This is a genomic window from Acinetobacter sp. V115_6, from assembly GCF_031799025.1.
Lineage (GTDB): Bacteria > Pseudomonadota > Gammaproteobacteria > Pseudomonadales > Moraxellaceae > Acinetobacter > Acinetobacter pittii.
Genome location: NZ_JAVQNO010000021.1, coordinates 43,271 through 67,804 on the forward strand (window position 1 = coordinate 43,271; position 24,534 = coordinate 67,804).

The 24,534-nt window shown below is 38.8% G+C and carries 25 protein-coding genes; 15 read left to right on the top strand and 10 right to left on the bottom strand.

Translation table 11 applies throughout. The features are described from left to right. The first annotated feature begins 92 nt into the window (after positions 1-92). Positions 93-713 (top strand): threonine export protein RhtC, encoded by a 621-nt coding sequence (gene rhtC / locus RMA94_RS08635; RefSeq protein ID WP_199984778.1) that lies wholly within the window; start codon positions 93-95, stop codon positions 711-713. Positions 714-754: 41 nt separating this feature from the next. Here rhtC and RMA94_RS08640 read toward each other — a convergent pair whose 3' ends face one another. From RMA94_RS08640 to RMA94_RS08665, 6 genes are all read right to left on the bottom strand, one after another. Beyond that, complete coding sequence (locus RMA94_RS08640; RefSeq protein WP_069035917.1) at positions 755-1,042, bottom strand: PA4642 family protein; 288 nt, start codon at positions 1,040-1,042, stop codon at positions 755-757. Between the two features lie 83 nt (positions 1,043-1,125). Beyond that, positions 1,126-1,398 carry a cell division topological specificity factor MinE gene (gene minE, locus RMA94_RS08645; protein ID WP_000896934.1) on the bottom strand — a complete coding sequence of 91 codons (273 nt, stop codon included), beginning with the start codon at positions 1,396-1,398 and terminating at the stop codon, positions 1,126-1,128. Between the two features lie 2 nt (positions 1,399-1,400). Continuing rightward, complete coding sequence (gene minD, locus RMA94_RS08650; protein ID WP_002121719.1) at positions 1,401-2,213, bottom strand: septum site-determining protein MinD; 813 nt, start codon at positions 2,211-2,213, stop codon at positions 1,401-1,403. A gap of 66 nt (positions 2,214-2,279) precedes the next feature. Further along, positions 2,280-3,008: a septum site-determining protein MinC gene (minC, locus tag RMA94_RS08655; protein ID WP_199978025.1), complete on the bottom strand. Its 729-nt coding sequence runs from the start codon at positions 3,006-3,008 to the stop codon at positions 2,280-2,282. Positions 3,009-3,128: 120 nt separating this feature from the next. Beyond that, on the bottom strand, positions 3,129-4,175 hold the full coding sequence (locus RMA94_RS08660; protein ID WP_311082557.1) for a preprotein translocase subunit SecA: 1,047 nt from the start codon (positions 4,173-4,175) through the stop codon (positions 3,129-3,131). A 16-nt stretch (positions 4,176-4,191) separates the two neighbouring features. After that, positions 4,192-5,118 (bottom strand): acyltransferase, encoded by a 927-nt coding sequence (locus RMA94_RS08665; RefSeq protein WP_311082559.1) that lies wholly within the window; start codon positions 5,116-5,118, stop codon positions 4,192-4,194. 246 nt (positions 5,119-5,364) lie between these two features. Here RMA94_RS08665 and RMA94_RS08670 point away from each other — a divergent pair, with 246 nt between their 5' ends. The 10 genes from RMA94_RS08670 to RMA94_RS08715 all read left to right on the top strand — a co-directional run bounded on the left by RMA94_RS08670 (position 5,365) and on the right by RMA94_RS08715 (position 15,369). After that, the gene (locus RMA94_RS08670; RefSeq protein WP_005070886.1) at positions 5,365-6,018 is read left to right on the top strand and encodes an OmpA family lipoprotein; all 654 of its coding nucleotides are present in this window, start codon (positions 5,365-5,367) and stop codon (positions 6,016-6,018) included. A 193-nt stretch (positions 6,019-6,211) separates the two neighbouring features. Continuing rightward, positions 6,212-8,251, top strand: a complete 2,040-nt coding sequence (locus tag RMA94_RS08675) for a UvrD-helicase domain-containing protein (protein WP_005070868.1) — start codon at positions 6,212-6,214, stop codon at positions 8,249-8,251. Positions 8,252-8,275: 24 nt separating this feature from the next. After that, a complete protein-coding gene (gene dut, locus RMA94_RS08680; RefSeq protein WP_002121799.1) occupies positions 8,276-8,728 on the top strand; it encodes a dUTP diphosphatase in 453 nt (150 codons plus the stop codon). 199 nt (positions 8,729-8,927) lie between these two features. After that, positions 8,928-10,346 carry a phosphomannomutase/phosphoglucomutase gene (locus RMA94_RS08685; protein ID WP_311082561.1) on the top strand — a complete coding sequence of 473 codons (1,419 nt, stop codon included), beginning with the start codon at positions 8,928-8,930 and terminating at the stop codon, positions 10,344-10,346. A 15-nt stretch (positions 10,347-10,361) separates the two neighbouring features. Then, positions 10,362-11,267 carry an acetylglutamate kinase gene (gene argB, locus RMA94_RS08690; protein ID WP_311082563.1) on the top strand — a complete coding sequence of 302 codons (906 nt, stop codon included), beginning with the start codon at positions 10,362-10,364 and terminating at the stop codon, positions 11,265-11,267. Positions 11,268-11,388: 121 nt separating this feature from the next. Continuing rightward, positions 11,389-12,171, top strand: a complete 783-nt coding sequence (locus RMA94_RS08695; protein ID WP_032037403.1) for a GNAT family N-acetyltransferase — start codon at positions 11,389-11,391, stop codon at positions 12,169-12,171. Between the two features lie 107 nt (positions 12,172-12,278). Next, entirely contained in the window at positions 12,279-13,127 is an 849-nt protein-coding gene (locus RMA94_RS08700; RefSeq protein ID WP_063098241.1) for a class II glutamine amidotransferase, read from the top strand. Positions 13,128-13,378: 251 nt separating this feature from the next. After that, positions 13,379-13,834, top strand: coding sequence for a bacteriohemerythrin (locus RMA94_RS08705; RefSeq protein WP_002121698.1), 456 nt, complete (start codon positions 13,379-13,381; stop codon positions 13,832-13,834). A 153-nt stretch (positions 13,835-13,987) separates the two neighbouring features. Next, the gene (locus RMA94_RS08710) at positions 13,988-15,055 is read left to right on the top strand and encodes a hypothetical protein (protein ID WP_311082565.1); all 1,068 of its coding nucleotides are present in this window, start codon (positions 13,988-13,990) and stop codon (positions 15,053-15,055) included. Beyond that, entirely contained in the window at positions 15,055-15,369 is a 315-nt protein-coding gene (locus RMA94_RS08715; protein WP_130173869.1) for an RnfH family protein, read from the top strand. Before RMA94_RS08710 ends, RMA94_RS08715 begins: the two co-directional genes overlap by 1 nt. 64 nt (positions 15,370-15,433) lie before the next feature. On the opposite strand, the gene RMA94_RS08720 is transcribed toward RMA94_RS08715, so the two are convergent. After that, positions 15,434-15,832, bottom strand: coding sequence for an outer membrane protein assembly factor BamE (locus tag RMA94_RS08720; protein WP_002121740.1), 399 nt, complete (start codon positions 15,830-15,832; stop codon positions 15,434-15,436). Between the two features lie 111 nt (positions 15,833-15,943). Here RMA94_RS08720 and fur point away from each other — a divergent pair, with 111 nt between their 5' ends. After that, complete coding sequence (gene fur, locus RMA94_RS08725; protein WP_016141990.1) at positions 15,944-16,381, top strand: ferric iron uptake transcriptional regulator; 438 nt, start codon at positions 15,944-15,946, stop codon at positions 16,379-16,381. A 69-nt stretch (positions 16,382-16,450) separates the two neighbouring features. On the opposite strand, the gene RMA94_RS08730 is transcribed toward fur, so the two are convergent. Then, positions 16,451-17,569: a PilT/PilU family type 4a pilus ATPase gene (locus RMA94_RS08730; RefSeq protein WP_130173867.1), complete on the bottom strand. Its 1,119-nt coding sequence runs from the start codon at positions 17,567-17,569 to the stop codon at positions 16,451-16,453. Between the two features lie 19 nt (positions 17,570-17,588). Beyond that, positions 17,589-18,626: a type IV pilus twitching motility protein PilT gene (locus RMA94_RS08735; protein WP_002121749.1), complete on the bottom strand. Its 1,038-nt coding sequence runs from the start codon at positions 18,624-18,626 to the stop codon at positions 17,589-17,591. Positions 18,627-18,752: 126 nt separating this feature from the next. Here RMA94_RS08735 and RMA94_RS08740 point away from each other — a divergent pair, with 126 nt between their 5' ends. From RMA94_RS08740 to RMA94_RS08750, 3 genes are all read left to right on the top strand, one after another. Next, positions 18,753-19,439: a YggS family pyridoxal phosphate-dependent enzyme gene (locus tag RMA94_RS08740; RefSeq protein ID WP_130173865.1), complete on the top strand. Its 687-nt coding sequence runs from the start codon at positions 18,753-18,755 to the stop codon at positions 19,437-19,439. A gap of 167 nt (positions 19,440-19,606) precedes the next feature. Next, positions 19,607-20,344 (top strand): hypothetical protein, encoded by a 738-nt coding sequence (locus RMA94_RS08745; protein ID WP_130173863.1) that lies wholly within the window; start codon positions 19,607-19,609, stop codon positions 20,342-20,344. Between the two features lie 165 nt (positions 20,345-20,509). After that, complete coding sequence (locus RMA94_RS08750; RefSeq protein WP_130173861.1) at positions 20,510-20,905, top strand: hypothetical protein; 396 nt, start codon at positions 20,510-20,512, stop codon at positions 20,903-20,905. A 26-nt stretch (positions 20,906-20,931) separates the two neighbouring features. On the opposite strand, the gene RMA94_RS08755 is transcribed toward RMA94_RS08750, so the two are convergent. Continuing rightward, positions 20,932-24,528: an AAA family ATPase gene (locus RMA94_RS08755; protein WP_311082569.1), complete on the bottom strand. Its 3,597-nt coding sequence runs from the start codon at positions 24,526-24,528 to the stop codon at positions 20,932-20,934. Positions 24,529-24,534: the final 6 nt, after the last annotated feature.

The window sequence follows — 24,534 nt, forward strand, 5'->3', positions numbered from 1 at the left end:
TTATAAATGACTTAAAGATTTTATCGTCTAGTAAAAAAATGCTAATGTATTTTCCCTAAATAAATAACAATGAATTAAATCAGGAGAAAGACATGCTATTAGCTCTGATTACTTTAGCCTTTATTCACTTTTGCGCACTTATTACTCCCGGGCCTGATTTTTTCCTTGTATCTCAAACTGCCATTAGCCGGTCTCGTAAAGACGCTATGCTGGTCGTTGCTGGTATAACGGCGGGTGTTATGTTTTGGGCGTGCTTGGCACTGATGGGGCTAAATCTTATCTTTGAAAAAATGGCTTGGTTAAAGCAAGGATTGCTCATTGCTGGTGGCTTATATCTATGTTGGTTGGGCTATCAGATGCTACGTTCGGCTTTTTCAAAAAATCAGCAAGAGGGCAGTGTTGCTGTTGAGCTCCCAAAAGCACCTTACTTATTTTTTATTAAAGGTTTGATAACCAATTTATCAAATCCAAAAGCTGTTATTTATTTTGGTAGTGTTTTCTCTTTATTTTTAGCTAATCCTCAACTTGATCAAGTTCACTGGCTACTATTTATTATTGTCACGGTCGAGACAATTTTATGGTTCTGCTTTGTGACTTTTATTTTTTCATTACCGAGTTTTAGAGCAGCTTATCGTAATTTTTCAAAATGGATTGATGGTATTTCTGGCGGTATTTTTACAGTATTTGGCATTTTCCTGATTGGCAATCGATAAGCTTAGATAAGAAAAAAGCCTCTTTAAGAGGCTTTTTATTTTTAAGCAAACTTTGTTAGAACTTCTAAAAATGGTGCCGATTGACGCGGAAACTTAGCAATTACATCATGGATGCGTTGGCCTTCAGGGTCTTTAGCATTAATATCGCGTCCATCCGCAATAAATTGCTTTAAAAGACGCTCATAGTCTGTTGGGCGCATATGTTTGAATGCATGGTAGAGCACATGAAAATCTGCATTCACACCACTTGGAGGAAGTTGGTTGAGGTAGGCAAAAACACGCTCATCGGACCATTCTTCATTGAAAGTTGCTGGCTGTGATAATGCCATGACAATCTCCTCATTTTTAAAAAGGCAAAATAACTTGCGTTATTTTGCCTTGATTCTGATTTATTGAATAGTCAGAAATAGAATTATCGTTCTTCAGGTAAATTGATATTCATTTCTAACATTTCGATATTAGCTTCAGAGCGAACTTGCATTTGGATATGCTGTTCGCCTACACCGCTAACATAACGACTAACCACTTGCATGATTTCTTTTTTCATCTGATCAATTTTGTCTTGGCTTAAACGGCGGCCTAAACCTTGTTCAGAAGCAACAATAACTTTCAAACGATCTTTGGCAGTTTGAGCACTTGATGGTTTTTCTTCGCTGCTAAATAATTTACTCCAGAATCCTGCCATATCTACGCTCCAAATAGTCGTGCTAACCAGCCTTTAGGTTGAGCTGTGATGTGTCGATAAGGACGGTCTTCGCCAAGGAAGCGTGCAACCAAATCATCATACCCCTGACCAGCTTTAGTTTCTGAATACAGAATAACTGGCTTACCTTCGTTTGATGCTTGTAATACACTTGGACATTCTGGAATAACACCTAATGTCGGTACGCGTAAAATATCTTTAGAAATATCATCAATTGTCAGCATTTCCTGACGGTCAGCACGTTCCGGGTTAAAACGTGTAATACATAAATGTTTACGTATACGCCCTTCGTTGTGTTCAACTTTCTTGGTTTTGCTATCTAACATACCAATAATACGGTCAGAGTCACGTACTGAAGAGATTTCAGGGTTTGTTACAATGATTGCTTCATCTGCATGATACATGGCTAAAATCGCGCCACGCTCGATCCCTGCAGGTGAGTCACAAATGATGTAATCAAACTCTTGAGATAACTCATCAATAACTCGAGCAACACCTTCGTCGCTCAACGCATCTTTATCACGTGTTTGTGAAGCCGGTAAAATATAAAGGTTTTCGATATCTTTATCGCGAATAAGGGCTTGCTGCAGACGTGCTTCGTTATTAATAACATTAACAAAATCATAAACAACACGACGCTCACAACCCATAATTAAATCAAGGTTACGTAAGCCTACATCAAAATCAATCACAACAGTTTTATGACCACGAAGGGCTAAACCTGTTGCAAAAGATGCGCTCGTTGTAGTTTTACCTACACCACCTTTGCCTGATGTTACGACAACAATTTTGGCCACCGAATCCACTCCTATTATGGTCATACACCCTTAAAAGGGCTGTTTTTTGGTGATTTGCTTAATAAATTAAAGTTCTAGAGCTTCAAATTCAAGCTCTTGCTTTTCATTTAAATAAATATGTACTGGTTTTTTTACCACATGTTTAGGGATATCATCTGCGACACAATACGTTCCGGCAATGGAAACGAGCTCAGCCTCTAAAGATTGGCAAAAAATGCGTGCAGCTGCGTGCCCGCCCGCACCAGCAATGACTCTACCACGAACTGTGCCATAAATATGTATATTTCCTGAAGCGATTACCTCGGAACCACTATTCATGCCAGCCTTTAAAATAATATCGCCGTTATCTTGTACAAGGGATTGGCCTGTACGCAAAATTTCATCATGATAAGAGGTAATATGAGCGACCGCTATCTTGTTTAGTGGTTTTTTTGTTTCTGATGAAGACGAGGCAGGGGCCGTAGTAGGTTTTTCCACAATCGCCACTTGTTCAGCTGTTGCTTTAATGCGCTGTAATGGTTGATCTGCCGGTAAAACAGGGAATTGAATAGCGCGAGCTTCATCTCCTAAAATACCGTCGATTACCGCCATTGGTTGTAAACCTAAGCTCACCAGAAGTTGAATTAAAGCAATTAACTCTTGCTCAACTGTACTGTCAATAATCACTAAAGTTCCTTGATAGGAACCTTCATTTAAAATATTTGATAATTGCTGGCGGATCACATCATGATCATTGGTATCGAAGGTTATCCTGCTAAAGTTAACCATTCTGCCGGTAATCCGTATATCAGCCATAAGTCTTCCTTCAAGGCGTTAAACGAGCTGTAATATCGTTAAGTTTATTGTAAATAGGGCAAATGCTAGAACAATTCGTGCCAATTCTCTAGCGTGATTCATAAAAAATTAAATAAATGCTTATTCTTTGATTCGATCATACTCCGCAAGGGTTTGTTGCCATTGTTTGACCTTAACTTGTTTGCGTACAGACTCCAGTGTCTCAAACACGACAGATTCAACCAATTGCTCAAGCTGACGATTATTAATATTTATTTCACTTACTCTTTGAGAAATTAATTGATAAGTGGGATTTGGAGTATCTTGAGATCCCTCAATTAAAGGTTCAATTAAACCTGCACTAATATTTTCACCTAATCTTTGACCAATGCTTTGAATTTGCTGTTCAATGCGGCCCCCGACTAAAGGAATTAAGCGTAATAATTGAGTTAGCTCAGGCGTATCAATAATGGCTTGATCTACAATTTTGCCCACACCTTTTGTAATAGCAGGCTTTTGTTCTTTTAAAGCGGTGGCTAAAGACTCTTGTAATAATGCGGTTAGAGCGACAGTAAATTGCTCACGATGATGATTAACCAAGTCGTGAATAATCTGTTTATGACTAGAACTGGTTTCAAGTTCATATCTAATGCCATCAATCACGGTAATTACAACGCGGTCAGATAACTCTTCCATTACGACGCGATAGTAAAACAACCCAGTTTTCCGCCAGCTTTCCGGAACAACTGGATAGCCTAACTCATGTAAACGGTAAGCAATAATCCCTGCGCGGAATAAACGTAAAAAACGGAGTTGAGGAATAATAGCTAAAATTTCATACCAGTGAATAAACGGGAAAAAGAACCAACGCTTATGGTGCTTGTTGATAATCGCAATAGCCCAGCGCACAAGCAACTCAACAATTAAAAAACCAATAAACCAAGCTTCTGATGTAATCACCCACGGATGTAGTGAAGTACGATAAAAGCTGAGTACTTGGGGCAAGTGAATATGTTCAAAGAACCATGCCCCAATACTGCTCATTAGAAAGAAATTAGTCGCAAGACAGAACAAGTTAAAAATGATAATAAACACCATAAAGATGTCGTAGACCAAAAACAGCTTAAATGAAAGGCTGTTTGGGTCTACCTGATGATATTTCGTTTTTTTCCCAGAACTGTTTTGCATAATAACGGGCGCTTTCTTAAATATTTACAGTGGTATATTGAGACTTCATTTGTTCAATAAGTTGATCTTTTTCAGTCCAAATGTCATGAACCCATTGCTGAAAACGTTCACGATAAGCCGCATCATCTTCATAATTGCCGCCAAGCACCCACTCTGGAATTTCAATTTTACGTAAGTTAACCGCAATTTTTGAAACATCTCCGAGCCAGAAATCACTATATCCCGGTACACCATCAGGATAGACGATAGTCATATCAACTAGGGCATCGATTTTGTCACCCAAGATATTTAATGCAAGTGCTAAGCCACCTGCTTTGGGTTTTAGCAAATGCTTATAAGGTGATTTTTGCTGATCATGTTTTTCTTGAGTAAAACGAGTCCCTTCCAGATAATTTAATAATGTGAAGGGCTGACTTAAAAGCTGCTCACAGGCTTTACGCGCTTCCATCATGTCACGGTCTTTAAGTTCAGGATTCTTCGCGATCTGTTCTTTGGTGTGACGTTTCATCATTGGGAAGCCTAAAATCTTAAATGCTTGACCAACAAAAGGAATAAAGATGAGTTCCCATTTAGTAAAGAAACGGGTGAGTGGCATACGTGTTAAACCAAAATATTGATTTACAGTCGTGTCTACCCAGCTTTGATGATTACAAGTCATTAGATAACGACCTTGCATATTCAGATCAAGTCCTTCATCAATGGTAATGTTCCATTTTAGATTAGGAAGAACATGGTCAATTAGCCAATTATTTACCCCTAACCAGCTATTTGTAATTTGAATATTAGTTTCATCTATTTTTGATGATTTCTTTAAAAGCTTGGTCAGACCTAATGCAAGAACAGGAGGACCATGAAAAAAAGTACTTCCTGTAATGACTGTACCTACAGTGAGTCCACGTGTAATTTTTTTTAGCGCAGATTGTTTATTGGGTGCAGTTGACATATAAAAGACCCCGAATGTCTCAAATCCATAGAAAAGTTGTTCAACTATAACTGTCATAATATGAAATACAACGTTATCTTAGACAACAATGAAGAAATTGTGATGAGTTAGCATCTTAAAGTGCATCAAAATATTACAAAAACATAACTAAACTGTTTATTATTAACAAAATATCAATGTTTTATACTTCCTTTTTGTTTCATTATTCATTCAGACAACAAAACACACAAAGTGAGGAGGCATGCAATGCGTGCATTAGTTATTTCAACAGTGGTAGGGGCAGCAGTAGTTCTTTCTGGTTGTCAAACAACTGGTAATAATCTTGGTGGCGTTGAATACGATAAAGCCGCATTAGGTACTTTAATTGGTGCAGCAGCTGGTTATGGTATTTCTAAATCAAATGCAAACTCTAGCCGTCAAAACAACCGTGCTGCGGCAATTGGTGCAGTTCTTGGTGCTGCTGGTGGTGTATATCTTGACCAGAAAGAGAAAAAACTTCGTCAACAAATGGCGGGCACTGGTGTAGACGTTGGCCGTAACCCAGATGGTTCTGTTCAATTGATCATGCCTGGTAGCATTACTTTTGATACAAACAAATCAAACATCAAGCCAAACTTCTACGCAACTTTGAACAAAGTGGCTCAAACTTTGGCTGAAGATAACAAGAGTGCAATTCTTGTAACTGGTTATACTGATAACACTGGTAATGACTCTATCAACATTCCATTATCACAAGCACGCGCTCAATCAGTACGTAGTTATTTAGCTAGCCAAGGCGTATCTGCTAGCCGTATCGACGCGCAAGGTTATGGTTCATCTAACCCGATCGCAGATAACTCAACTGCATCTGGCCGTGAACAAAACCGCCGTGTAGAAATCAGTATTTATGCTAAACAATAAGATTTAGTTTATTGTTTCAAAAACCACCTTCGGGTGGTTTTTTTATGGGTGCAGTACAAGAAATAATCACGACATTCTGCGGCGCATAAATTGCATTATTAGACATCATTTATACATATCCGTAGATTTACTATTGGGATTCTAAAAAAGAGATGACTATAATCATGCTCGAAAAATTAAGAGGTAATACACGATGTCATCTGCCAGTCAATTGAACAACAAGCAAGAAGAAGCCATGAAATATACTCAGGGCCCTTTATTGGTGCTTGCTGGCGCTGGTTCAGGTAAAACATCGGTAATTACGCGTAAAATTGCCTATTTGGTGCAACATTGCCGTATTCCTGCGCATCGTATAACCGCGATGACCTTCACAAACAAAGCTGCACGTGAAATGAAAGAACGTGTGACTAAGCTTTTGTCACGTGAAGAAGCAAAAGGTTTATCTGTTTCTACCTTCCATACTTTTGGTTTAAATCTTTTACGTTTAGAACTTAAAAATTTACCTTTAAAAGCTAATTTTTCGATTTTGGATGCAGACGACTGTAAGCGTATTTTGATGGATTTGATGCATCGCGATAATTTATCGGGTGCAGAGAGTAAAGAATTAATTGCCAAGGCAATGAAGAAAATTTCAGATTGGAAAAACGATCTGATTTTGCCTGAACAAGCGCATTCGACTTGTGAAACACCAGAAGATGTCCAGTTTGCTCATCTTTATCAACTTTATGAACGTAATTTACGTGCCTACAATGCTGTCGATTTTGATGACTTGATTGTTATGCCAACACGCTTATTGCAAGAAAATGCAGAAGTACGTGACAAATGGCAAAACCGCGTTCGCTATTTATTGGTTGATGAGTATCAAGATACCAATACGGCTCAGTATATTTTGGTCAAACTTTTAGTTGGGGTAATGGGGCAGTTTACCGCGGTAGGTGATGATGACCAGTCGATTTACGCATGGCGTGGTGCTAAACCTGAAAATATGGCATTGCTTAAGCAGGATTTCCCAAATTTACATATTATTAAGCTTGAACAAAATTACCGTTCGACCAGCCGTATTTTAAAAGCTGCGAACTGTGTGATTCAAAACAACCCACATATTTTTGACAAGAAATTGTGGAGTGATAAAGGGCATGGGGAAGTCATCCGAATCATTACATGTCGTAATGATGACGATGAAGCAGAGCGCGTGGTAAAAGACTTACTGACTCATAAGCTAATGAACGGTAAGAACTGGAAAGATTATGCCGTTTTGTATCGCGGGAACTTTCAGGCACGTGTATTAGAAACCCAGCTTCGCCAAATGCAAATTCCGTATAAACTCTCTGGTGGTACATCGTTCTTCGCGCGTGCAGAAATTAAAGATGTAATGAGTTATTTGCGTCTTATTATTAACCCAGAAGATGACAGTGCTTTCTTACGTATTATTAATACACCTAAACGTGCGATTGGCCCAGTTACTCTAGAGAAGTTAGGTTTATTTTCACAAGAAAACAATTTGTCTTTACTCGGTGCTTCTGCTGACCAGCGTTTAAGTATGGTGCTGCCTAAAAAGGCGGAAACACAGCTTCATGAATTTGCCGATTTTATCGCGACATTTACTCGTGAATTGTTGGAAGATGATGAGCCAGTGCCTAAAGTTCGTCAAATGATGAATGAAGCGGGTTATATGGATTATGTTCGAGAACAGTCAGCAACACCTGCACAAGAGAAAAGTAAGCTCGATAACATCGAGAACTTATTTACCAGCATTCAAAATTTGATTAATCGTGCTGAAGATGTTGATGAAAAGAATATTGAAAGTGTCATCCGAAAACTAGTTTTGCTCGATCTGTTAGAACAGCAGCAGGAAGAAGAAGATACAGACAAAGTTAACCTTCTTACTTTGCATGCAGCAAAAGGTCTGGAATTCCCATATGTGTACATTATGGGACTTGAAGAAGAACTATTGCCTCACAAGAACTCGATTGCAGCAGAAACCATTGAGGAAGAGCGCCGTCTCATGTACGTGGGAATTACACGTGCACGCCAAGGTTTAACTTTAACTCTAGCGGAACAGCGTAAAAATGGTGGACAGATGAAACAAATGACGCCTAGCCGTTTCCTTGATGAGCTTCCGCAAGATGAGCTTGAGTGGTTAGGGCGTAAAAAGAAAATTGCGGCTAATGTTGACCCTAAAGAACAGGCTCAACAATATCTGGCAAATTTAAAAGCTTTATTAAAGCGTTAATTTTTTTAATTTTTAGGAAATCCCATGAAAGTTCAAGTGAAATTGCTCGATCCGCGTTTAGGTAAAGAATGGCCTTTACCTTCATATGCAACAGCAGGTTCAGCGGGTTTAGATTTACGTGCCTGTTTAGATGAAGCAATTGATATTGAACCAGGACAAACTGTTTTAGTTAAAACAGGTATGGCAATTTATATTCATGATGTAAATTTTGCTGGTTTAATTTTACCGCGTTCAGGTTTAGGTCATAAACACGGTATCGTGCTTGGCAACTTAGTTGGTTTGATTGATTCGGATTATCAAGGTGAATTGATGGTTTCAGTTTGGAACCGTGGTCAAACTACATTCCGTTTAGAACCAGGTGAGCGCTTGGCACAGTACGTTTTAGTGCCAGTCGTACAAGCTGAATTTGAGCAAGTAGAAGAATTTGAAGAAACTTTACGTGGCGCTGGTGGCTTTGGTCATACAGGTAAACAGTAAGTTTTTCTAAAATATTAACGAAAATCAAACGCCTGTTGAACAGGCGTTTCTTTTTATATCTTGAATGTTACAATGGATTATATTACAACACGCTTTACTCATATTCTTTTAACTTTTTTAGCAAACAAACCTTTCAAAAATTTTGAATAATCTATGTTTTTGCGATAGATCGAATTGATCTTTAAATAGAAGATACGCTATGAATGTAAGACACTCATTTCCAAAAAGTATTTTTCGTGCTTACGATATTAGAGGCAAACTTTCTTACTTAACCACGGACGTTGTCCGTTCAATTGCCTACGGATTGGCACAACAATACAAACAAGCAAAGCAAACTCAATTAGTGATTGGCTATGATGCCCGTCTCACAAGCCCAGCCTATGCACACTTAATTGAAGAAATTTTAATAGAACAAGGTTTAAAAGTGACCAATATTGGTTGCTGTTCATCACCAATGATGTACTACATTGCACGAGATTTTGGTGGCAATGGCATTATGGTGACAGCAAGTCATAACCCAAAATCTGATAATGGTATTAAGTGGATTTTAAAAGGCGAACCGCCGTCTCCGGAAATGATTCAACAGGTGGGTGAAGAAGCCCAAACTTATGTACCAAGCCATTCAATTTCTGTACTTGAGTTAACCTTACCGCAATTTAAAGCTGAATTTTGCCAGCAATACCAACAAGCCATTTTTAAAGATATTCAGTTAAAACGTCCTTTAAAAGTTGTTTTAGATGGTTTGCATGGTTCAGCTGGACACTGCTCAAAATTAATCTTGGAAAAAATGGGCTGTGAAGTGATTGCTTTACGAACTCATCCGAATGGGGAGTTTCCAGATCATGCACCAGACCCTTCGCATGCAGCTCATTTAACGAATTTGCGTAAAGCAGTGGTTGAGCAGCAGGCTGATATTGGTATTGCTTTGGATGGTGATGGAGACCGCGTTGTTTTAGTTGATGAAAAAGCACAGATATTGACCGCAGACCGCTTATTATCGCTTTTTGCCCAAATGTGCCTTGAGCAGCACCCAGAGCAAGAAATTGTTTTTGATGTGAAATGTTCGCGTATGGTTCAAGAAACTGTCGAGAAACTTGGCGGAAAAGCAAAAATGATCCGCACGGGAAGTAGCTTCCTACGAGCTTATTTATCTCAGTCGAATGGACGTGCCATTTTTGGTGGAGAATATGCAGGTCATTATGTGTTTAATGATGGCCGTGGTTTTGGCTACGACGATGGTTTATATGCTGCATTACGAGTAATGGAGTATTTTACCCAATCTGATGCCGCTACAATTTCTGAATTATTTGCTCCATATCCAGAAAGATGTTGTACAGAAGATACCTATATTGGTACGTATCAGTCTGATCCAAAGTATGTATTACAAGATATTGAGATTTTAAGTCATCGCTTAGGGGCACGTATTAGTAAAATTGATGGCGTACGTCTTGATTTTGATGATGGTTTTGGCATTATTCGAGCATCAAATACTGGTGAATACTTTACAGTACGATTTGATGCGGATAATCCTTTACGATTAAAGGAAATCCAGCAAAAATTTGTAGATATGTTGCAAGAACACTATCCGCAAATTGCACAAGAACTTTCAGAGGCCTAAGTAAGGAGAGGCGTAATGCCACAACATCAGCATATCGGTATCGACAAAGCAAAAATCTTGATTGAAGCTTTGCCGTATATTCAACGCTTTACTGGTAAAACGCTGGTGGTGAAATACGGTGGCAACGCAATGACTGATCCGGAGCTTGAAAGTTCATTTGCCCGAGACATCGTTTTACTTAAAACTGTAGGATTAAATCCGATTGTTGTTCACGGTGGTGGGCCACAAGTGGACTCATTCTTAAAGCAGTTAGGCCGTGAATCTGACCGCATTGACGGTATGCGCGTAACTGATGCTGCAACCATGGAAGTGGTTGAAATGGTGTTGGGCGGCAGTGTAAATAAATCAATCGTTAACCTGATTAATAAACACGGTGGACGTGCGATTGGTTTAACAGGTAAAGACGGTAATTTACTTCGTGCCCGCAAATTGCTCATGGAAAAGCAAGAAGAAGATGGTTCTATCAAACATATCGACTTGGGTATGGTTGGTGAAGTGACTGGCGTTAAAACAGATGTATTGGAAATGTTCACCCAAAGTGACTTTATTCCAGTGATTGCACCGCTAGGTGTAGATGAAGAAGGCAATACTTATAATATTAACGCTGATTTAGTTGCAGGTAAGGTTGCAGAAGCTTTAGGCGCTGAGAAATTAATTTTGCTCACCAATATTAGCGGTGTGCTTGATGAAAATAAAAATCTGTTAACTGGCCTTACGACACAAGAAGTTGATCGCCTCATTGAAACAGGTGTGATCTATGGCGGTATGATTCCTAAGGTAGGCTGTGCGCTTGATGCTGTTAAAGGCGGGGTTGTGAGTGCGCATATTGTTGACGGTCGAGTGCCACATGCCACATTACTTGAGATCTTCACTGATCATGGTGTTGGAACGCTGATTTCTAACCGAACTAAAACAGCTTAAGAAATCCATTATTCTCAATAAAAAGATCACCCTAGGTGGTCTTTTTTTATACCATTTTGATTTGGTCATTTTTTTGTCATGAGCTTTGACTAGTGTAGGGGTGTCACTAGGAGCGTTCATTATGCTGGAAAAATTTAATCAATATCGCCAAACCTGGACTTTACCTTTAAATCGTCATAAAGCAATAAATCAGACGCAATTTCGTTTTGAGTGGGTTGATAATTTAAAAGAATTACAAGATGTACAACGGTTTCGTGCACAACAATTTAGCCAACAATTCGGAATCAAGTTTGAAGATAACTTAGACCAAGATATTTATGATTTTGGTTGCGAGCACGCAGTCTTACGTGAAAAGTGGACTGGAGAAATTGTAGCGTATACGCGTCTAAAACTATTTCAAGGCCACGAAATAGCACAGAGTTATAGCGCACATGAGTTTGATATTGTTCCTCAGCTATCGCATCTTCCAAATGTGTTAGAAATAGGCCGTACTTGTGTACATCCTCGCTTTCGTAATGGTAAAGCGTTATCTATGCTGTGGTTAAACCTTGCACCGAAAGTGCTATGGTCAATGCGTGCTAAATATTTAATGGGCTGTGTCAGCATTCATTTACAAGATAATTTGGCTAGAGCGTACTACACGCATCGCCAGATTCAGCAGTTACCAGCAAGTAAAACAATTGATATCCGTTCGAAAAAAGTCTATGAACCTGAATATCCTGAGTTTAGCTTCCCACAAGATGAACGTATGCCAAAGCTATTCCAAATGTATTTGAGCATGCAGTCAAAACTATCGAAACAGGCATTTTTTGATGAAGAATTTAACTGTTTAGATTATTTTGTATTTCTTGAAGTGAATAAAGTCGCGACGTCATTTGTAATGAATAAAATGGTGCAGCGTTAATCATATTTCCTATTTTGTAATAGCCAGCACATATTGAGATTTGCAAGCCATTTTACTCTCATGCACAATAGAGCAGATGGGGTAATTAGAAGTAGTTTAAAAGCGATATGTGCCAGCTATTAGGAATGAATTGTGCAACACCAACGGATATTACTTTTTCCTTCCGTGGTTTTTCACAACGGGCAGGAATTACCTCAGATCATAGTGATGGATTTGGCATTGCATTTTTCGAAGATAAGGCGTGCCGTTTATTCGTTGATAACCAATCGGCAGTTGAGTCTCCAATTGCCGATCTCATTCGTAATTATCCTATTAAATCACGTAATGTGATCGCACATATCCGCAAAGCTACTCAAGGTAAAATCACTTTAGAAAACTCTCATCCGTTTATTCGAGAGTTGTGGGGGCGACACTGGATCTTTGCCCATAATGGTGATTTACATGACTTTAATCCGCCGTTAAGTGGACGTTTCACACCAGTAGGTAATACCGATAGTGAGCGTGCTTTTTGTTATTTGCTCGATCAACTCGTTGAAGTATTTGGTTATGAAGAACCAAGTCTTGAACAGATATTTGAAGTATTAGAAAAGATTTCTCCACAAATTGCGGAATACGGCACATTTAATTATTGCCTATCTAATGGCAAAGCATTATTTAGTTATGCCATTACTAAATTACATTGGCTCGTTCGTGAATATCCATTTAATCATGCTCATTTAATTGACTTAGATGTCGAAGTCGATTTTAGCCAGGTAACCACTCCAGAAGACCGTGTGGCAGTAATAACAACTGAACCTTTAACACATAATGAAAATTGGACAGCGTACCAACCTGGTGAAATGATTTTATTTCAACATGGTCAACCAATTAAAAAGGCTATTACCTTTGTAGAAAGATTAAAGCGCGAGCAGGAAAATCCTGAAGTTAAACGTATTACGCGTGCAGATCAGTATTAATATAAAATACATTTAAAATATATGAATAAGGATATTTATATATTTTTATCATTTAATAATTAAATAGTTTGTTTAAAAAATACTTTATTATTTTAGTTGGTTAATTTTAATTAAATTTTTAAAAAACAATAACTTGGGTTAATTATAATTTTTATATGCTAAAGCCGACAAATTAGGTTTGTTTTTATTTATATTCTTTAAATATATCATGCAGTTTATGCAACGATCATTAATCATCATTGGGGAGATGTATGAAAATGAAATGGGCTTCAGAATATAATACGGGTATTGATGTTATTGATGAGCAACATAAACGAATACTTGATTATATTAATGAAATTGATGATGTAAAAGATGAAGAGGATAGACGTCGTATTAAAGATGTTCTAGACAATATTATCGATTATACGCAATCACATTTTACTTTTGAAGAAAGTTTGCAAGAGGAAGCTGATTATAAATATCGTGTACCTCATAAACGTGTACATGATTTATTTATTAAAAAAATCGAGCTATATCGTGAGCGTTTTGAAATGGGTCACACCATTGAAGCAGAATTACAAGAAATTCTGGCTAAATGGTTAATTAACCATATTCAACATGATGATGCCGATTATGTAGGAGCAGTAAAAGAAAATATGATGGGAATTATTAGAGAAAAAGAAAAAAAGAAAGGGAAAAACTGGTTTGCTCGGTTTTTCTCATAACCTGAAATAAAAATAAATCATAATTTCAGTTAGCGCGGCAAACTATCGTTTCGGTAGTTTGCTTTTTTTATTGAGCAAACTTTGATTTTCAAGCATGACACGGGCAAAATATCTCTAGTCTTTTTCAAGGAATGCATAATGCAGGACATACCTATGTCACGATGGTTATCGCCCCTGATGGCGTTTTGCTTATCTTTCATCATTATGGCGACATTGGCACCCACGATGGGCATCCAGATTGATCGTCAACTCGATTTCTGGTTATTGTGGTTAGGCACAATGTTGTTATTGGCACTACCAGTTTGTTATTTGGAAATTGCGTTAGCAAAACGGTCGAAGACTACAGCCTTAAATGCTTTATCAAATTTAACTCGTGAAGCAGATAGTTCCCCAAAATGGCGTTTGGTTGGCTGGCTTGCGGTTATTTTTATTCCATTTTTAGCAGGTAATGTATTAAGTACTGCTGGCAATTTACTGACTACACAGCTTAATAATAGTGTTTCAGGGCAACTTGTTTTTGCTGGCTTTGCTGTTGTGGCCCTCATTTTATCCCTTATTCCACGTCAGATTTTAATTTTACTGATGACGGTTGGTGTAATTGCTTCTCTTGTTTTAGCTAACACGATGGGAACGACTTTACAGCCTTGGCATTGGACCAATGTTGAGTTTAAAGAGTGGGGTAATGCAACTGTACTTGCACTTGTTGCGAGTGGGTTAGGCTTAGGGCTTTACTGGCAAAATAGTGTAGGTGCTGTTCAGCCACAAGAAGGAGCAACGAAAACTGTTCTTCCAATCTGGTTAGCTCAGTTAATTGCTGTGATTGCCTTCGGATTCTTTTCTTTACAAGCACAGCTTCCTGTTTTTACTTGGATCTTTACCGCAGTAATGACAACAGCGTTATTTGTCCAATTGGCTAGAGAGCAGCTTGCTCAGCGTCAGCTTATGCCTATTTTACAGTGGGTGATTATTGTTGTAGCGATTGCTGTTTGGGCTGTGCCTGAGCTTCATAACATCTTTACGCTGATTTTGATGCTTTGGGGATTACTCATTTGCTTGATCTATGCCATTTTTGCTGGCTGGATTATGAAAATTAGCCATTTGCGTAAATCTATGAATTTTAGCAATGAGTTGTTTTATAACTTATGGCGCATTGCGGTACGTATTGTATTGCCGCTTTCAATTGTGATTGCCATGATTGCGGTAATTGGACAAATGATCTGATGGAAAAAGCTCAGCAAGTGTGGGTTGCTTATGCAGCTCCAGAGCAACAGTTTTTAGTTGCTATTCCATTTGAAGCTGGTATGACTGCATTACAAGCAGTTGAGACGAGTGGTTTGCAGACACAGGTCAGTTTGCCTGAGCCATTACAACTTGGCATCTTTGGTGCAAAAGTTGAAGCACATGCGATTTTGCAAGCTGGTGATCGAGTTGAGGTTTATCGACCTTTAACGATCAATCCCAAAGATATACGTCGTAAACGCGCTGAGAAAAACCCTGTGGGGCGATATATTAAAAGTAATCGCTTTAAGCAATAAGTCCCATAAACAAAACCCCTCAAAGTATTTCACTTGAGGGGTTTATTTTTATTAGAAAAAACGATTATAGTGGTGGTGCAGTTAAAATCGCTTCTTTAGAAGCAGGTAAACCTGGTTGCGATTCTGGAATAGTTTCTAAACCTTCAATTTTAGTTACAGTACCAGTTCCATCAAAGTAAATTTTTAAATGCTGACCATGTGCTGCGGGGATTTTAGCTTTTTTAGCATAAGTTCCCGGGATATAGTTGTAAATGTAGTCCCAACGTAGAGGATTTAGAGGATCAGTCACTGTTGGACTACCAAGCAAAAAACGCACTTGCTGGAAATTCATGCCGACTTGTACTTGAGAGGCTTGAGCTTTGGTCAATGGAGTCCCTTGAGGAATATCAACCTTATACACACCAAAGATTGAACAACCAGCAAGGAGTGAAGTGACTAATAACGTCAGCACGAGTTTTTGCATTTTGCTACACTATCCCAATAAATTATGATGCATTTGATCAAAGGATAGATCATACTTCATCTAAATTCTATTGCCTATTCCAACTTGAGATTTGTTGAGAGACCTTTTTTCATGCCTATTTCCAATCAAGATTTGCGCAAAGCTGGACTTAAAGTTACCCTTCCACGAATTAAGATTTTGGAATTATTAGAAAATTCAAAACAACATCATCTTAGCGCTGAAGATATTTACAAGACTTTGTTAGAACAAGGGGAAGATGTCGGCCTTGCGACAGTTTACCGTGTGTTAACACAATTTGAAGCTGCGGGTATCATTCAGCGCCACCATTTTGAAAACAATCATTCTGTTTTTGAAATTATGCAAGAAGATCACCACGATCATTTGGTTTGCCATAATTGCAACAAAGTTATTGAATTTACTAATGATATTATCGAGAAAGAACAGCATGCTGTAGCAGAGCAACATGGGTTTACCTTAACGGGTCACTCATTAAATCTCTACGGTTACTGTAACGAACCTGAATGTCAGGAAGTGCTGCGCAAGAAATAATCGTTTTCACACAAAGAAAACAAATAAAAAAGGAAGGTTACGTTTAACCTTCCTTTTTTTATGAAGAAATTACTGTCGGTCGAAGGTTAAATGCTGATTTGTGCCTGCAATTTGCTCAGGACCTTCTTCGGCAAGCTTAATTGTTAAACGTAAATCGTTTGGTGAGTCGGCATGTTTTAATGCATCTTTGTAGGTAATTTGGCCTGACTTATAAAGATCAAACAGTGCTTGGTCAAAAGTTTGCATACCGAGTTCACGTGAGCGTTTCATTAAATCTTTAATTTCATGAATTTCACCTTTACGAATATAGTCTGAAATTAATGGGGAGTTAATGAGAATCTCAATCGCTGCACGGCGCGAATTACCATCAGGCGTTGGAATAAGTTGCTGTGCAATCATGGCCTTTAAGTTAAGTGATAAATCCATGTAGAGCTGGCTATGACGGTCACTTTCAAAGAAGTGAATAATACGGTCAAGTGCTTGGTTGGCGTTGTTCGCATGCATTGTGGCTAATACAAGGTGACCTGTTTCGGCGAAGCCAATCGCGTAGTCCATAACTTCACGAGAGCGAATCTCACCAATCAAGATTACATCGGGTGCTTGTCGCAAAGTATTCTTTAAGGCAATTTCAAATGAGTCTGTATCAATTCCGACTTCACGTTGAGTAATGATGCAGCCACCGTGTTCATGAATAAACTCAATCGGGTCTTCAATGGTAATGATATGACCTTTAGAGTTATGGTTCCGATAACTAATCATTGAAGCCAAAGATGTCGATTTACCTGTACCTGTTGCCCCTACAAAAATAATGATGCCGCGTTTGGTCATCGATAAATCTTTAAGCACAGGTGGTAATTGCAAGTCATCAATTGAAGGAATTTTAGTTTCAATTCGACGTAATACCATGCCTGGCATGTCGCGTTGCTGAAAAGCACTGACACGAAAGCGGGCAGTTTTATCACGGTTCATAATGGCAAAGTTACATTCACGAGTCTCAGCAAATTCTTTGCGTTGTTTTTCACTCATGATGGAATGTAATAGTTGTCCAATAATTTCGCCTGAAAGACTATTTTTTGAAATGGGAACAATTTGCCCGTTAATCTTCATCGATGGTGCAACGCCATCTGTAATAAAGAGGTCGGATGATTTTTTTTCAACCATTAGGTTGAGTAGGTCATTAAAATCCATATTTATTCTCTAGTTATTTTTATAGGAATGATTCAGGCTGTTTGGCAGCAGTACGAGCTGTTTGAGGGCTGATCACACCGCGAGACACCAAATTTTTTAAGCTTTGGTCGAGGGTGGTCATGCCATGATTTGCGCCAGTCTGAATAGCTGAATACATTTGCGCGACTTTGTTTTCACGAATTAAGTTACGAATTGCAGGAATACCAATCATGATTTCATGGGCTGCGACACGGCCACCGCCATTCTTTTTAAGCAGGGTTTGTGAAATAACAGCCTGTAAAGATTCAGACAGCATGGCACGAACCATGTCTTTTTCTTCTGCTGGGAATACGTCAATTACACGGTCAATGGTTTTCGCAGCAGAAGTGGTATGCAGCGTGCCAAACACCAAATGACCTGTTTCGGCAGCGGTAAGCGCTAAACGAATAGTCTCAAGGTCACGCATCTCACCGACCAAAATAATATCTGGGTCTTCACGCAGTGCTGAACGTAGCGCCTCATTAAAGCCATGTGTATCACGATGCACTTCACGTTGGTTAATCAAACATTTCTTAGATTGGTGTACAAATTCGATAGGGTCTTCAACCGTTAGAATGTGGTCATAACGATTTTCGTTGATGTAGTCCATCATCGCTGCAAGCGTCGTTGATTTACCCGAACCTGTTGGACCTGTCACCAGTACAATCCCGCGAGGATAGTCACAAATGTCTTTAAAGATTTGTCCTAAGCCTAAATCTTCCATGGTGAGTACTTTGGACGGAATGGTACGAAACACTGCACCCGCACCACGGTTTTGGTTAAATGCGTTTACACGGAAACGAGCAACGTTGGGCACTTCAAAAGAAAAGTCGGTTTCGAGTTTTTCTTCGTAGTCACGACGCTGTTTATCATTCATGATGTCGTAGACCAAACGATGAACATCTTTATGATCTAGAGCAGGTAAGTTAATGCGACGGACTTCACCATCAACGCGAATCATTGGTGGCATGCCAGCAGATAGGTGTAAATCGGACGCGCCATTTTTCACAGAGAAGGCGAGTAGCTCTGTAATATCCATAATTTCCCCAAGTAAATCAAAATATGTCATTATTTTGTAGAATAATATACGGCTTTCACCGAGGCTTACCAACACCTCGCTTTAGGTGAAAAGCAAAAAAGTTTTTTGAAAATGAGAACCTTGTCAATGAATTACCTGCAAGATGCGCGTCAGCACGTATTACAGCAAATCCAAAGTGCTTGTGGACATGCTCAGCGTGCGCCTGAAACTGTGCAACTTTTAGCCGTATCGAAAACACATCCAAGTGAAAGTTTGCGTGAAATGTATGCAGCAGGGCAAAGAGCATTTGGCGAAAACTATTTGCAAGAAGCTTTGGAAAAAATCGAAGCTTTACACGACTTAGACATTGAATGGCATTTTATTGGTCATGTTCAACGCAACAAGACGAAGCATTTGGCCGAGAAATTTGATTGGGTACATGGTGTAGATCGTTTAATTATTGCCGAGCGATTATCTAACCAACGTGGCGATGATCAATCTGCACTTAATATTTGTTTGCAAGTCAATATTGATGGGCAAGACAGTAAAGATGGTTGTGCACCAGATGAAGTTGCCGAGCTGGTTGCTCAAATCAGTCAATTACCAAAAATCAAGTTACGCGGTTTAATGGTCATTCCAGCACCTGACAATACTGCTGCATTTGCAGATGCTAAAGCCTTGTTTGATGCTGTGAAAGACCAACATGCCCACCCAGAAGATTGGGATACTTTAAGTATGGGAATGTCGAGTGATTTAGAAGCTGCAATTGCTGCTGGTTCAACTATGGTTCGTGTAGGAACAGCTTTGTTTGGTGTAAGGGATTATTTAAAATAATCTGAATTTATTTTCTATATACAGTAGAAATTACAATTATATAAAATAACTCTGCTGTAGAAAAAAGCGTATAAATTTGAAATAGTTTTTTATTCATTTATACTCATTAGTATAAATGAATAAATTTTTTACAACGATAAAAAATCGAATTTAGGATCAGGTTTAGAATGAAGAAACTCTATTTTTTAATATCTTTTATATTATGCTTATTTTTAGCAGCGTGTAGTAAGAAACAAAGCGATATTACTTCGGAATCAACTGATCAAAATACTCAAGTGAGTGTAGATGAAAAACTAGGAACAAAATGGGGAGATGAGATTACATCACATGTCTCTGAAGTAAATTTAGCTCGGTTATCAGACCAGCCAATTGCTGAATCACAAGTTCGTTATGCCAATAAACAATATGAAGGTAAAACAGTAAATAGTATTGCATTGCTTGCGGGGAAAATTAGTTTCTCTATTGTTGATGATGCAGGTCAAACATTTGCTTTGTTTCGTGATGGTCAAAATTATTTTCTTTCGGGTAATGATGGTCAAAGCTATCAATTAAAATATGAAAATCATACTGATAATACCTATGAAGTAGTGGCAAGTGTTGACGGTATTGATGTCTTAAATGGCAGTGCGGCTTCACGAAATAATGCAGGTTATGTATTACATCCACATAGTGAGATTAAAATAGAGGGTTTCCGTAAGAGTGACTCTGCTGTTGCTTCCTTTACATTTAGTAAGCCTGAAGATGCTTATGCAGCGAATTCAGATAATGGTTCAGTTCAGAATACAGGCATTATTGGAACAGTGATTTATCAAGTCCAATCACCTGATTCAAATAATGCAGATAAGGAAAATAAATCTTCTAAATATGCACCGCCACCTGAGGCTTTCCCTGCTGATAAGAGTTAACAATAGATGAGAAAACTCCTGCAAGATTCATTATTTTGAAGAGGTTTTCTCATGAAAGATTAAGAGTTTTAATAATATTTTTAAAAATTGTATGGATTTTAATCTGTTAATGCTCATTGAGCAGAAGATAATCTAGCTTCTGTTATTTAAAATTTAGGAATATAAATGAATATCGCAAAATGTTTATTGGCTGTTTTAATTGTTGTTACATGCATCTCTAGCAATGCAACACCCATACCTGAGATGGAAAATGCAGTTATTTCTGAGCATAAAACATATCAGGATTTTAAAGAAACTTTTATATTTTTGATTACAAAATTGACAGAAGAAAGTAAAGCTGAATCTGATGAGGAAAGTGTATCGGATGCACATTGGACATGTGTGAATCAACAGGAAATTGTGAAGATGTTTAATAATAATAAAAAATATAAGAAACAATTTGATCAGGAATTTGCAAAGGAATATCCAAGTTTTGATGCAACACTAGATGGCTTTCAAAAGTCAGTAACTGAAATGAAGTCATTTTGTGATCAGATGCAAGCGGCGTATGACAAGATCTAGATCCTGAAAAAGTGATGAGTTAGAGCTTAACTCGTCACTTCAATGGTACTTGCACCTGCGCCGAGTGGTTTTACCTGAATTTGTACAGGAATACGCTCATGCATTTCTTGAATGTGTGAGATGAGAATGACTTGGCGTCCCTGATTTTGCAATTGGTCTAAAGCATTCATGACCATATGTAAAGATGAAGCATCTAAAGTACCAAAGCCTTCATCAATAAACAGCGATTCAATTTTCATTGAACCCGAGGCCATATTGGCAATGGCTAAAGACAAAGCCAGTGCAGTTAAGAAGGACTCACCGCCAGACAAAGATGCAACAGAGCGGGTCTCTCCATCCATGTCGTGGTCAATAATCGCAAGGCTTAAAGACTGATCTAGACGTTTTAAAGTATAACGTTGAGACAGCATTGCTAGTTGCTGATTGGCATGCTCAACTAAAATATCTAGGTGATATTGCTGAGCATAATCGCGGAATTTCTTACCTTCTCTATCTCCCATCAAGCTTGAAATTTTGCTCCAGCGATGTTCCTCTTGCTGAATATTTTGAATTTGCTCGGCGTATCGTTGCTGTTTAGCCAGATTTTGCTGATGGACTTCAAGCTTAAGCTTAAGCCGATCACGTACTTCAAGCTGGGCTTTGAGCTCTGTAATATTGTCTTGAATGAGGCTAACAAGCTTTTCATATTCGATATCTGGCTGAGTTTGTAAGTGCTCGCTCAATTGCTCTTGCATAGTTTTAAGGGCAGAAGAGGCTTCACTTAATAAACGCTCGGCATGATTAAGACGGTTACGAATGTCTTGCTCTTGAGCTGAATTAATTTGCATGAGCGCCGTAAGATCAGAGGCTTGAAAATCAGCATGGGTTTTTAACCAGATTTGAATTTGTTCATGAATCTGCTGCTGGTACCCCGCAGTGTGTTGATGTTGATGCTTGAGTTGGTCGAGTGATTGTTTTTGCTGTTCAAAGTGTTGTCTGGTTTGTTCGAAACGTTGTTTGGACTCATGGTATGCCGTTTGTTGTTGCTGACGTTTGGCGTCATGCTCAATTAACCATTCATGTGGTTTAAGATCCGAGCGACCTGTCATTTGCTGAATGAGCGATACCGCTTTTTCATTATTTTGCTGACCTTTAAGCGTAATTTCTTTGAGATTTTGATCGACCTCATCAATTTGCTTGGCCATTTGTTCAAAGTTAGCAGTCAACATTTTAAGTTCCTGTTGCTGCTGTTCAAAACGCTGTGAAAGCTGTTCTTGTTGCTCAAGCTGCTTAGCACGTACGTCTAAAATTGACCAAGTCTGCTTAGCTGTTTGGCTACTCGATTGCTGCCATGCGTGCTGTTCGGCTTCAGATAGACACTCAACAATATGTTGAACTTGTTGTTGCCATTGCTGTGCCGTATTGAGCAATGTTTCATTACGCTGAATAGATTGAACGAGCTGATTGTGCTGTTTAATTGCTTGGGCTAAACGCAAGTTTTCTGAGTCAAATGAATTTATGGCAGTTTGCGCAGCTTGTCTGAGTTCGTTCAGCGTTAGCAAGATCTGCTCAGGAGCTTGATTAAGCTCAATATGTAAGTGATTGAGCTTAAACGTTTGCTCAAGTTCTTGTTGCAAACTTGATTGTTTTGTTTGAAGTTGAGCTAGATATTTCTGAACTTGCTCAAGCTCGGCACGACACTGGGTAAGTGCATGTTGCTGGGTTTGCCATGCATTAAATTTAGTTTGCTCGAGTGCAACAGCTTGCTGCTCTTGTTGTTGCTGCAAATCGAATAAAGCTTTGGAAACTGCACTATCATCAATACGGTAAGGGTGGTGGGTACTTCCACAGACTAAACACGCTTCACCTTCTTTAAGATTGGCCCGTAATTGTTCAATATTTTCTGTGTGTAATAAACGCTGCTGTTGCAGGATGTGCTGTAACTTTTCACGCTCAGTTTTTGCTGTTTGGTAGTCTTGTTCAGCTAACTGGCAAACGGTTTTAAGTTGCTGCTCTTGGGCTGAGGTTTGCGTTTGTTTTTCAGTGAATTGTTGAAGCTCAGCATATAGCTCATGATAAATTTTTATTTTTTGCTGAATCAGATCTAACTGCGTGACTTGAGCAAGCTTTTGTTCTTTGTCTTTACGTTGCTGTTCAAGCTTTAACTCAATTTGTTCAACTGTGCCTAGTGAAGCTATGAGTTGTTCTAGTTCACTTTTAGCTTCCGATAGCTTTTGGCGAGCAAGGGTAAGGTTTCCGAGCTGTTGTTCGATTGCTTGGTAATTTTGAATAAATTGCCCAAGTTGATGTAGATGTGCTGAAAGGCCTTTATCCAACACAGCATATTGCTGAGTTTGGGTAAGCTGTTGTTGCAGATGAATTTGGTTCTGCTCAAGCTGTGCAATGTGCTGTTGCACAGTGTTTTGCTGCTGGTGCAGTGGACTGAGTTTTTGCTCAAGTACGTTTCTTTTTTCTTTGCACTTTTTATATTCATCGGCAATAAAAGCACGTTCCTGAATGGACTGCCGAACTTGATTTAAAGCATATTGATGCTGTTGCTCAAAATCGAGTGTCTGTTTGAGCTCTTGTTCTGCGAGTTGATATTGTTTTTGTCCCGTTTCAAAAATTTGCACCAACTCATTAAACTTGGTTTGAGCTTGATGAATTTGCGGCTCAAGTTGTTGTAGGGTTTGTAAATTTTGAGATTGCTGAAAAACTTGTGGGCGTATTTCAGAGAAAACTTCGAGTCGTTTTAATTGCTCACGCTCACCAGCCAATTGTTGATGATGATTTTGCTGCGTTTGAAACTGTTGCTGTTTAGCTTGAACTTCTAGCTCAAGTTTCGCTTTACGCTCAAACCATTGTTGTTGTTTGTCTAAGACATTTTTTTGCTGTTCTAACTGTTGATAGTTTTGTTCGGCTTGCTGGTATTGTTCTGTAAATGCAGCAATCTCTTCATCAGACAAAATTTCAATGTGGCCTAAGAACTCTTCCAGCTGTTTACGCTGCTTTGCAATATCAGCTGTTTTACGAAAAGCCAGTTCACCGATTTTGGCGAAAATGCTGGAGTTGGTCAGGTACTCAAGTAATTCACCACGTTCACTGTCTCGAGCTTTTAAAAATGCGGTTACTTCTGACTGCGCAAGTAATACGGCACGAGTAAACTGCTCAAATGAAAGCTGGGTAATTTGTTTAACTTTTTCATCAACCGCTTTGGCTTTGTCGGCAAGTACCACACCATCAGTTAAGCATTTTAAGTGGCGCTGCACACTTTGTAATTTACCATTTGGGTTTTCACGTGCCCGTTTAATTTCCCAACGAGCCAAATAGCGCTTTTGATCTTGCGCAATAAAGCAAAGTTCAGCAAAACCATGGCCTGTACCACGGCGTAAGACAGTTAAAGGAGAGTTGGTCAGCAACTCAGAGCCATCAACATCTTTTAACTTACCATCGCTGTCTTTAAGGCGAGGAACCCGATTAAATAAGGCCAGACACATCGCATCTAAAATGGTCGACTTACCTGCGCCAGTTTTCCCCACAATTGCAATGAGACCTGCATGGGCCAGAGGTGCGCTTTCAAAGTCAATAAAATGTTCATCAGCAAGCGATGCCAGATTTTTTATTCGAATGGATAAAATTTTCATGGCATA

Excerpts from the sequence above, each read along its gene's own strand:
- rhtC (WP_199984778.1), top strand. The coding sequence starts at position 93 with ATGCTATTAGCTCTGATTACTTTAGCCTTTATTCACTTTTGCGCACTT.
- RMA94_RS08640 (WP_069035917.1), bottom strand. The coding sequence starts at position 1,042 with ATGGCATTATCACAGCCAGCAACTTTCAATGAAGAATGGTCCGATGAG.
- minE (WP_000896934.1), bottom strand. The coding sequence starts at position 1,398 with ATGGCAGGATTCTGGAGTAAATTATTTAGCAGCGAAGAAAAACCATCA.
- minC (WP_199978025.1), bottom strand. The coding sequence starts at position 3,008 with ATGGCTGATATACGGATTACCGGCAGAATGGTTAACTTTAGCAGGATA.
- RMA94_RS08660 (WP_311082557.1), bottom strand. The coding sequence starts at position 4,175 with ATGCAAAACAGTTCTGGGAAAAAAACGAAATATCATCAGGTAGACCCA.
- RMA94_RS08665 (WP_311082559.1), bottom strand. The coding sequence starts at position 5,118 with ATGTCAACTGCACCCAATAAACAATCTGCGCTAAAAAAAATTACACGT.
- RMA94_RS08670 (WP_005070886.1), top strand. The coding sequence starts at position 5,365 with ATGCGTGCATTAGTTATTTCAACAGTGGTAGGGGCAGCAGTAGTTCTT.
- RMA94_RS08675 (WP_005070868.1), top strand. The coding sequence starts at position 6,212 with ATGTCATCTGCCAGTCAATTGAACAACAAGCAAGAAGAAGCCATGAAA.
- dut (WP_002121799.1), top strand. The coding sequence starts at position 8,276 with ATGAAAGTTCAAGTGAAATTGCTCGATCCGCGTTTAGGTAAAGAATGG.
- RMA94_RS08685 (WP_311082561.1), top strand. The coding sequence starts at position 8,928 with ATGAATGTAAGACACTCATTTCCAAAAAGTATTTTTCGTGCTTACGAT.
- argB (WP_311082563.1), top strand. The coding sequence starts at position 10,362 with ATGCCACAACATCAGCATATCGGTATCGACAAAGCAAAAATCTTGATT.
- RMA94_RS08695 (WP_032037403.1), top strand. The coding sequence starts at position 11,389 with ATGCTGGAAAAATTTAATCAATATCGCCAAACCTGGACTTTACCTTTA.
- RMA94_RS08700 (WP_063098241.1), top strand. The coding sequence starts at position 12,279 with ATGTGCCAGCTATTAGGAATGAATTGTGCAACACCAACGGATATTACT.
- RMA94_RS08705 (WP_002121698.1), top strand. The coding sequence starts at position 13,379 with ATGAAAATGAAATGGGCTTCAGAATATAATACGGGTATTGATGTTATT.
- RMA94_RS08710 (WP_311082565.1), top strand. The coding sequence starts at position 13,988 with ATGTCACGATGGTTATCGCCCCTGATGGCGTTTTGCTTATCTTTCATC.
- RMA94_RS08715 (WP_130173869.1), top strand. The coding sequence starts at position 15,055 with ATGGAAAAAGCTCAGCAAGTGTGGGTTGCTTATGCAGCTCCAGAGCAA.
- RMA94_RS08720 (WP_002121740.1), bottom strand. The coding sequence starts at position 15,832 with ATGCAAAAACTCGTGCTGACGTTATTAGTCACTTCACTCCTTGCTGGT.
- fur (WP_016141990.1), top strand. The coding sequence starts at position 15,944 with ATGCCTATTTCCAATCAAGATTTGCGCAAAGCTGGACTTAAAGTTACC.
- RMA94_RS08730 (WP_130173867.1), bottom strand. The coding sequence starts at position 17,569 with ATGGATTTTAATGACCTACTCAACCTAATGGTTGAAAAAAAATCATCC.
- RMA94_RS08735 (WP_002121749.1), bottom strand. The coding sequence starts at position 18,626 with ATGGATATTACAGAGCTACTCGCCTTCTCTGTGAAAAATGGCGCGTCC.
- RMA94_RS08740 (WP_130173865.1), top strand. The coding sequence starts at position 18,753 with ATGAATTACCTGCAAGATGCGCGTCAGCACGTATTACAGCAAATCCAA.
- RMA94_RS08745 (WP_130173863.1), top strand. The coding sequence starts at position 19,607 with ATGAAGAAACTCTATTTTTTAATATCTTTTATATTATGCTTATTTTTA.
- RMA94_RS08750 (WP_130173861.1), top strand. The coding sequence starts at position 20,510 with ATGAATATCGCAAAATGTTTATTGGCTGTTTTAATTGTTGTTACATGC.
- RMA94_RS08755 (WP_311082569.1), bottom strand. The coding sequence starts at position 24,528 with ATGAAAATTTTATCCATTCGAATAAAAAATCTGGCATCGCTTGCTGAT.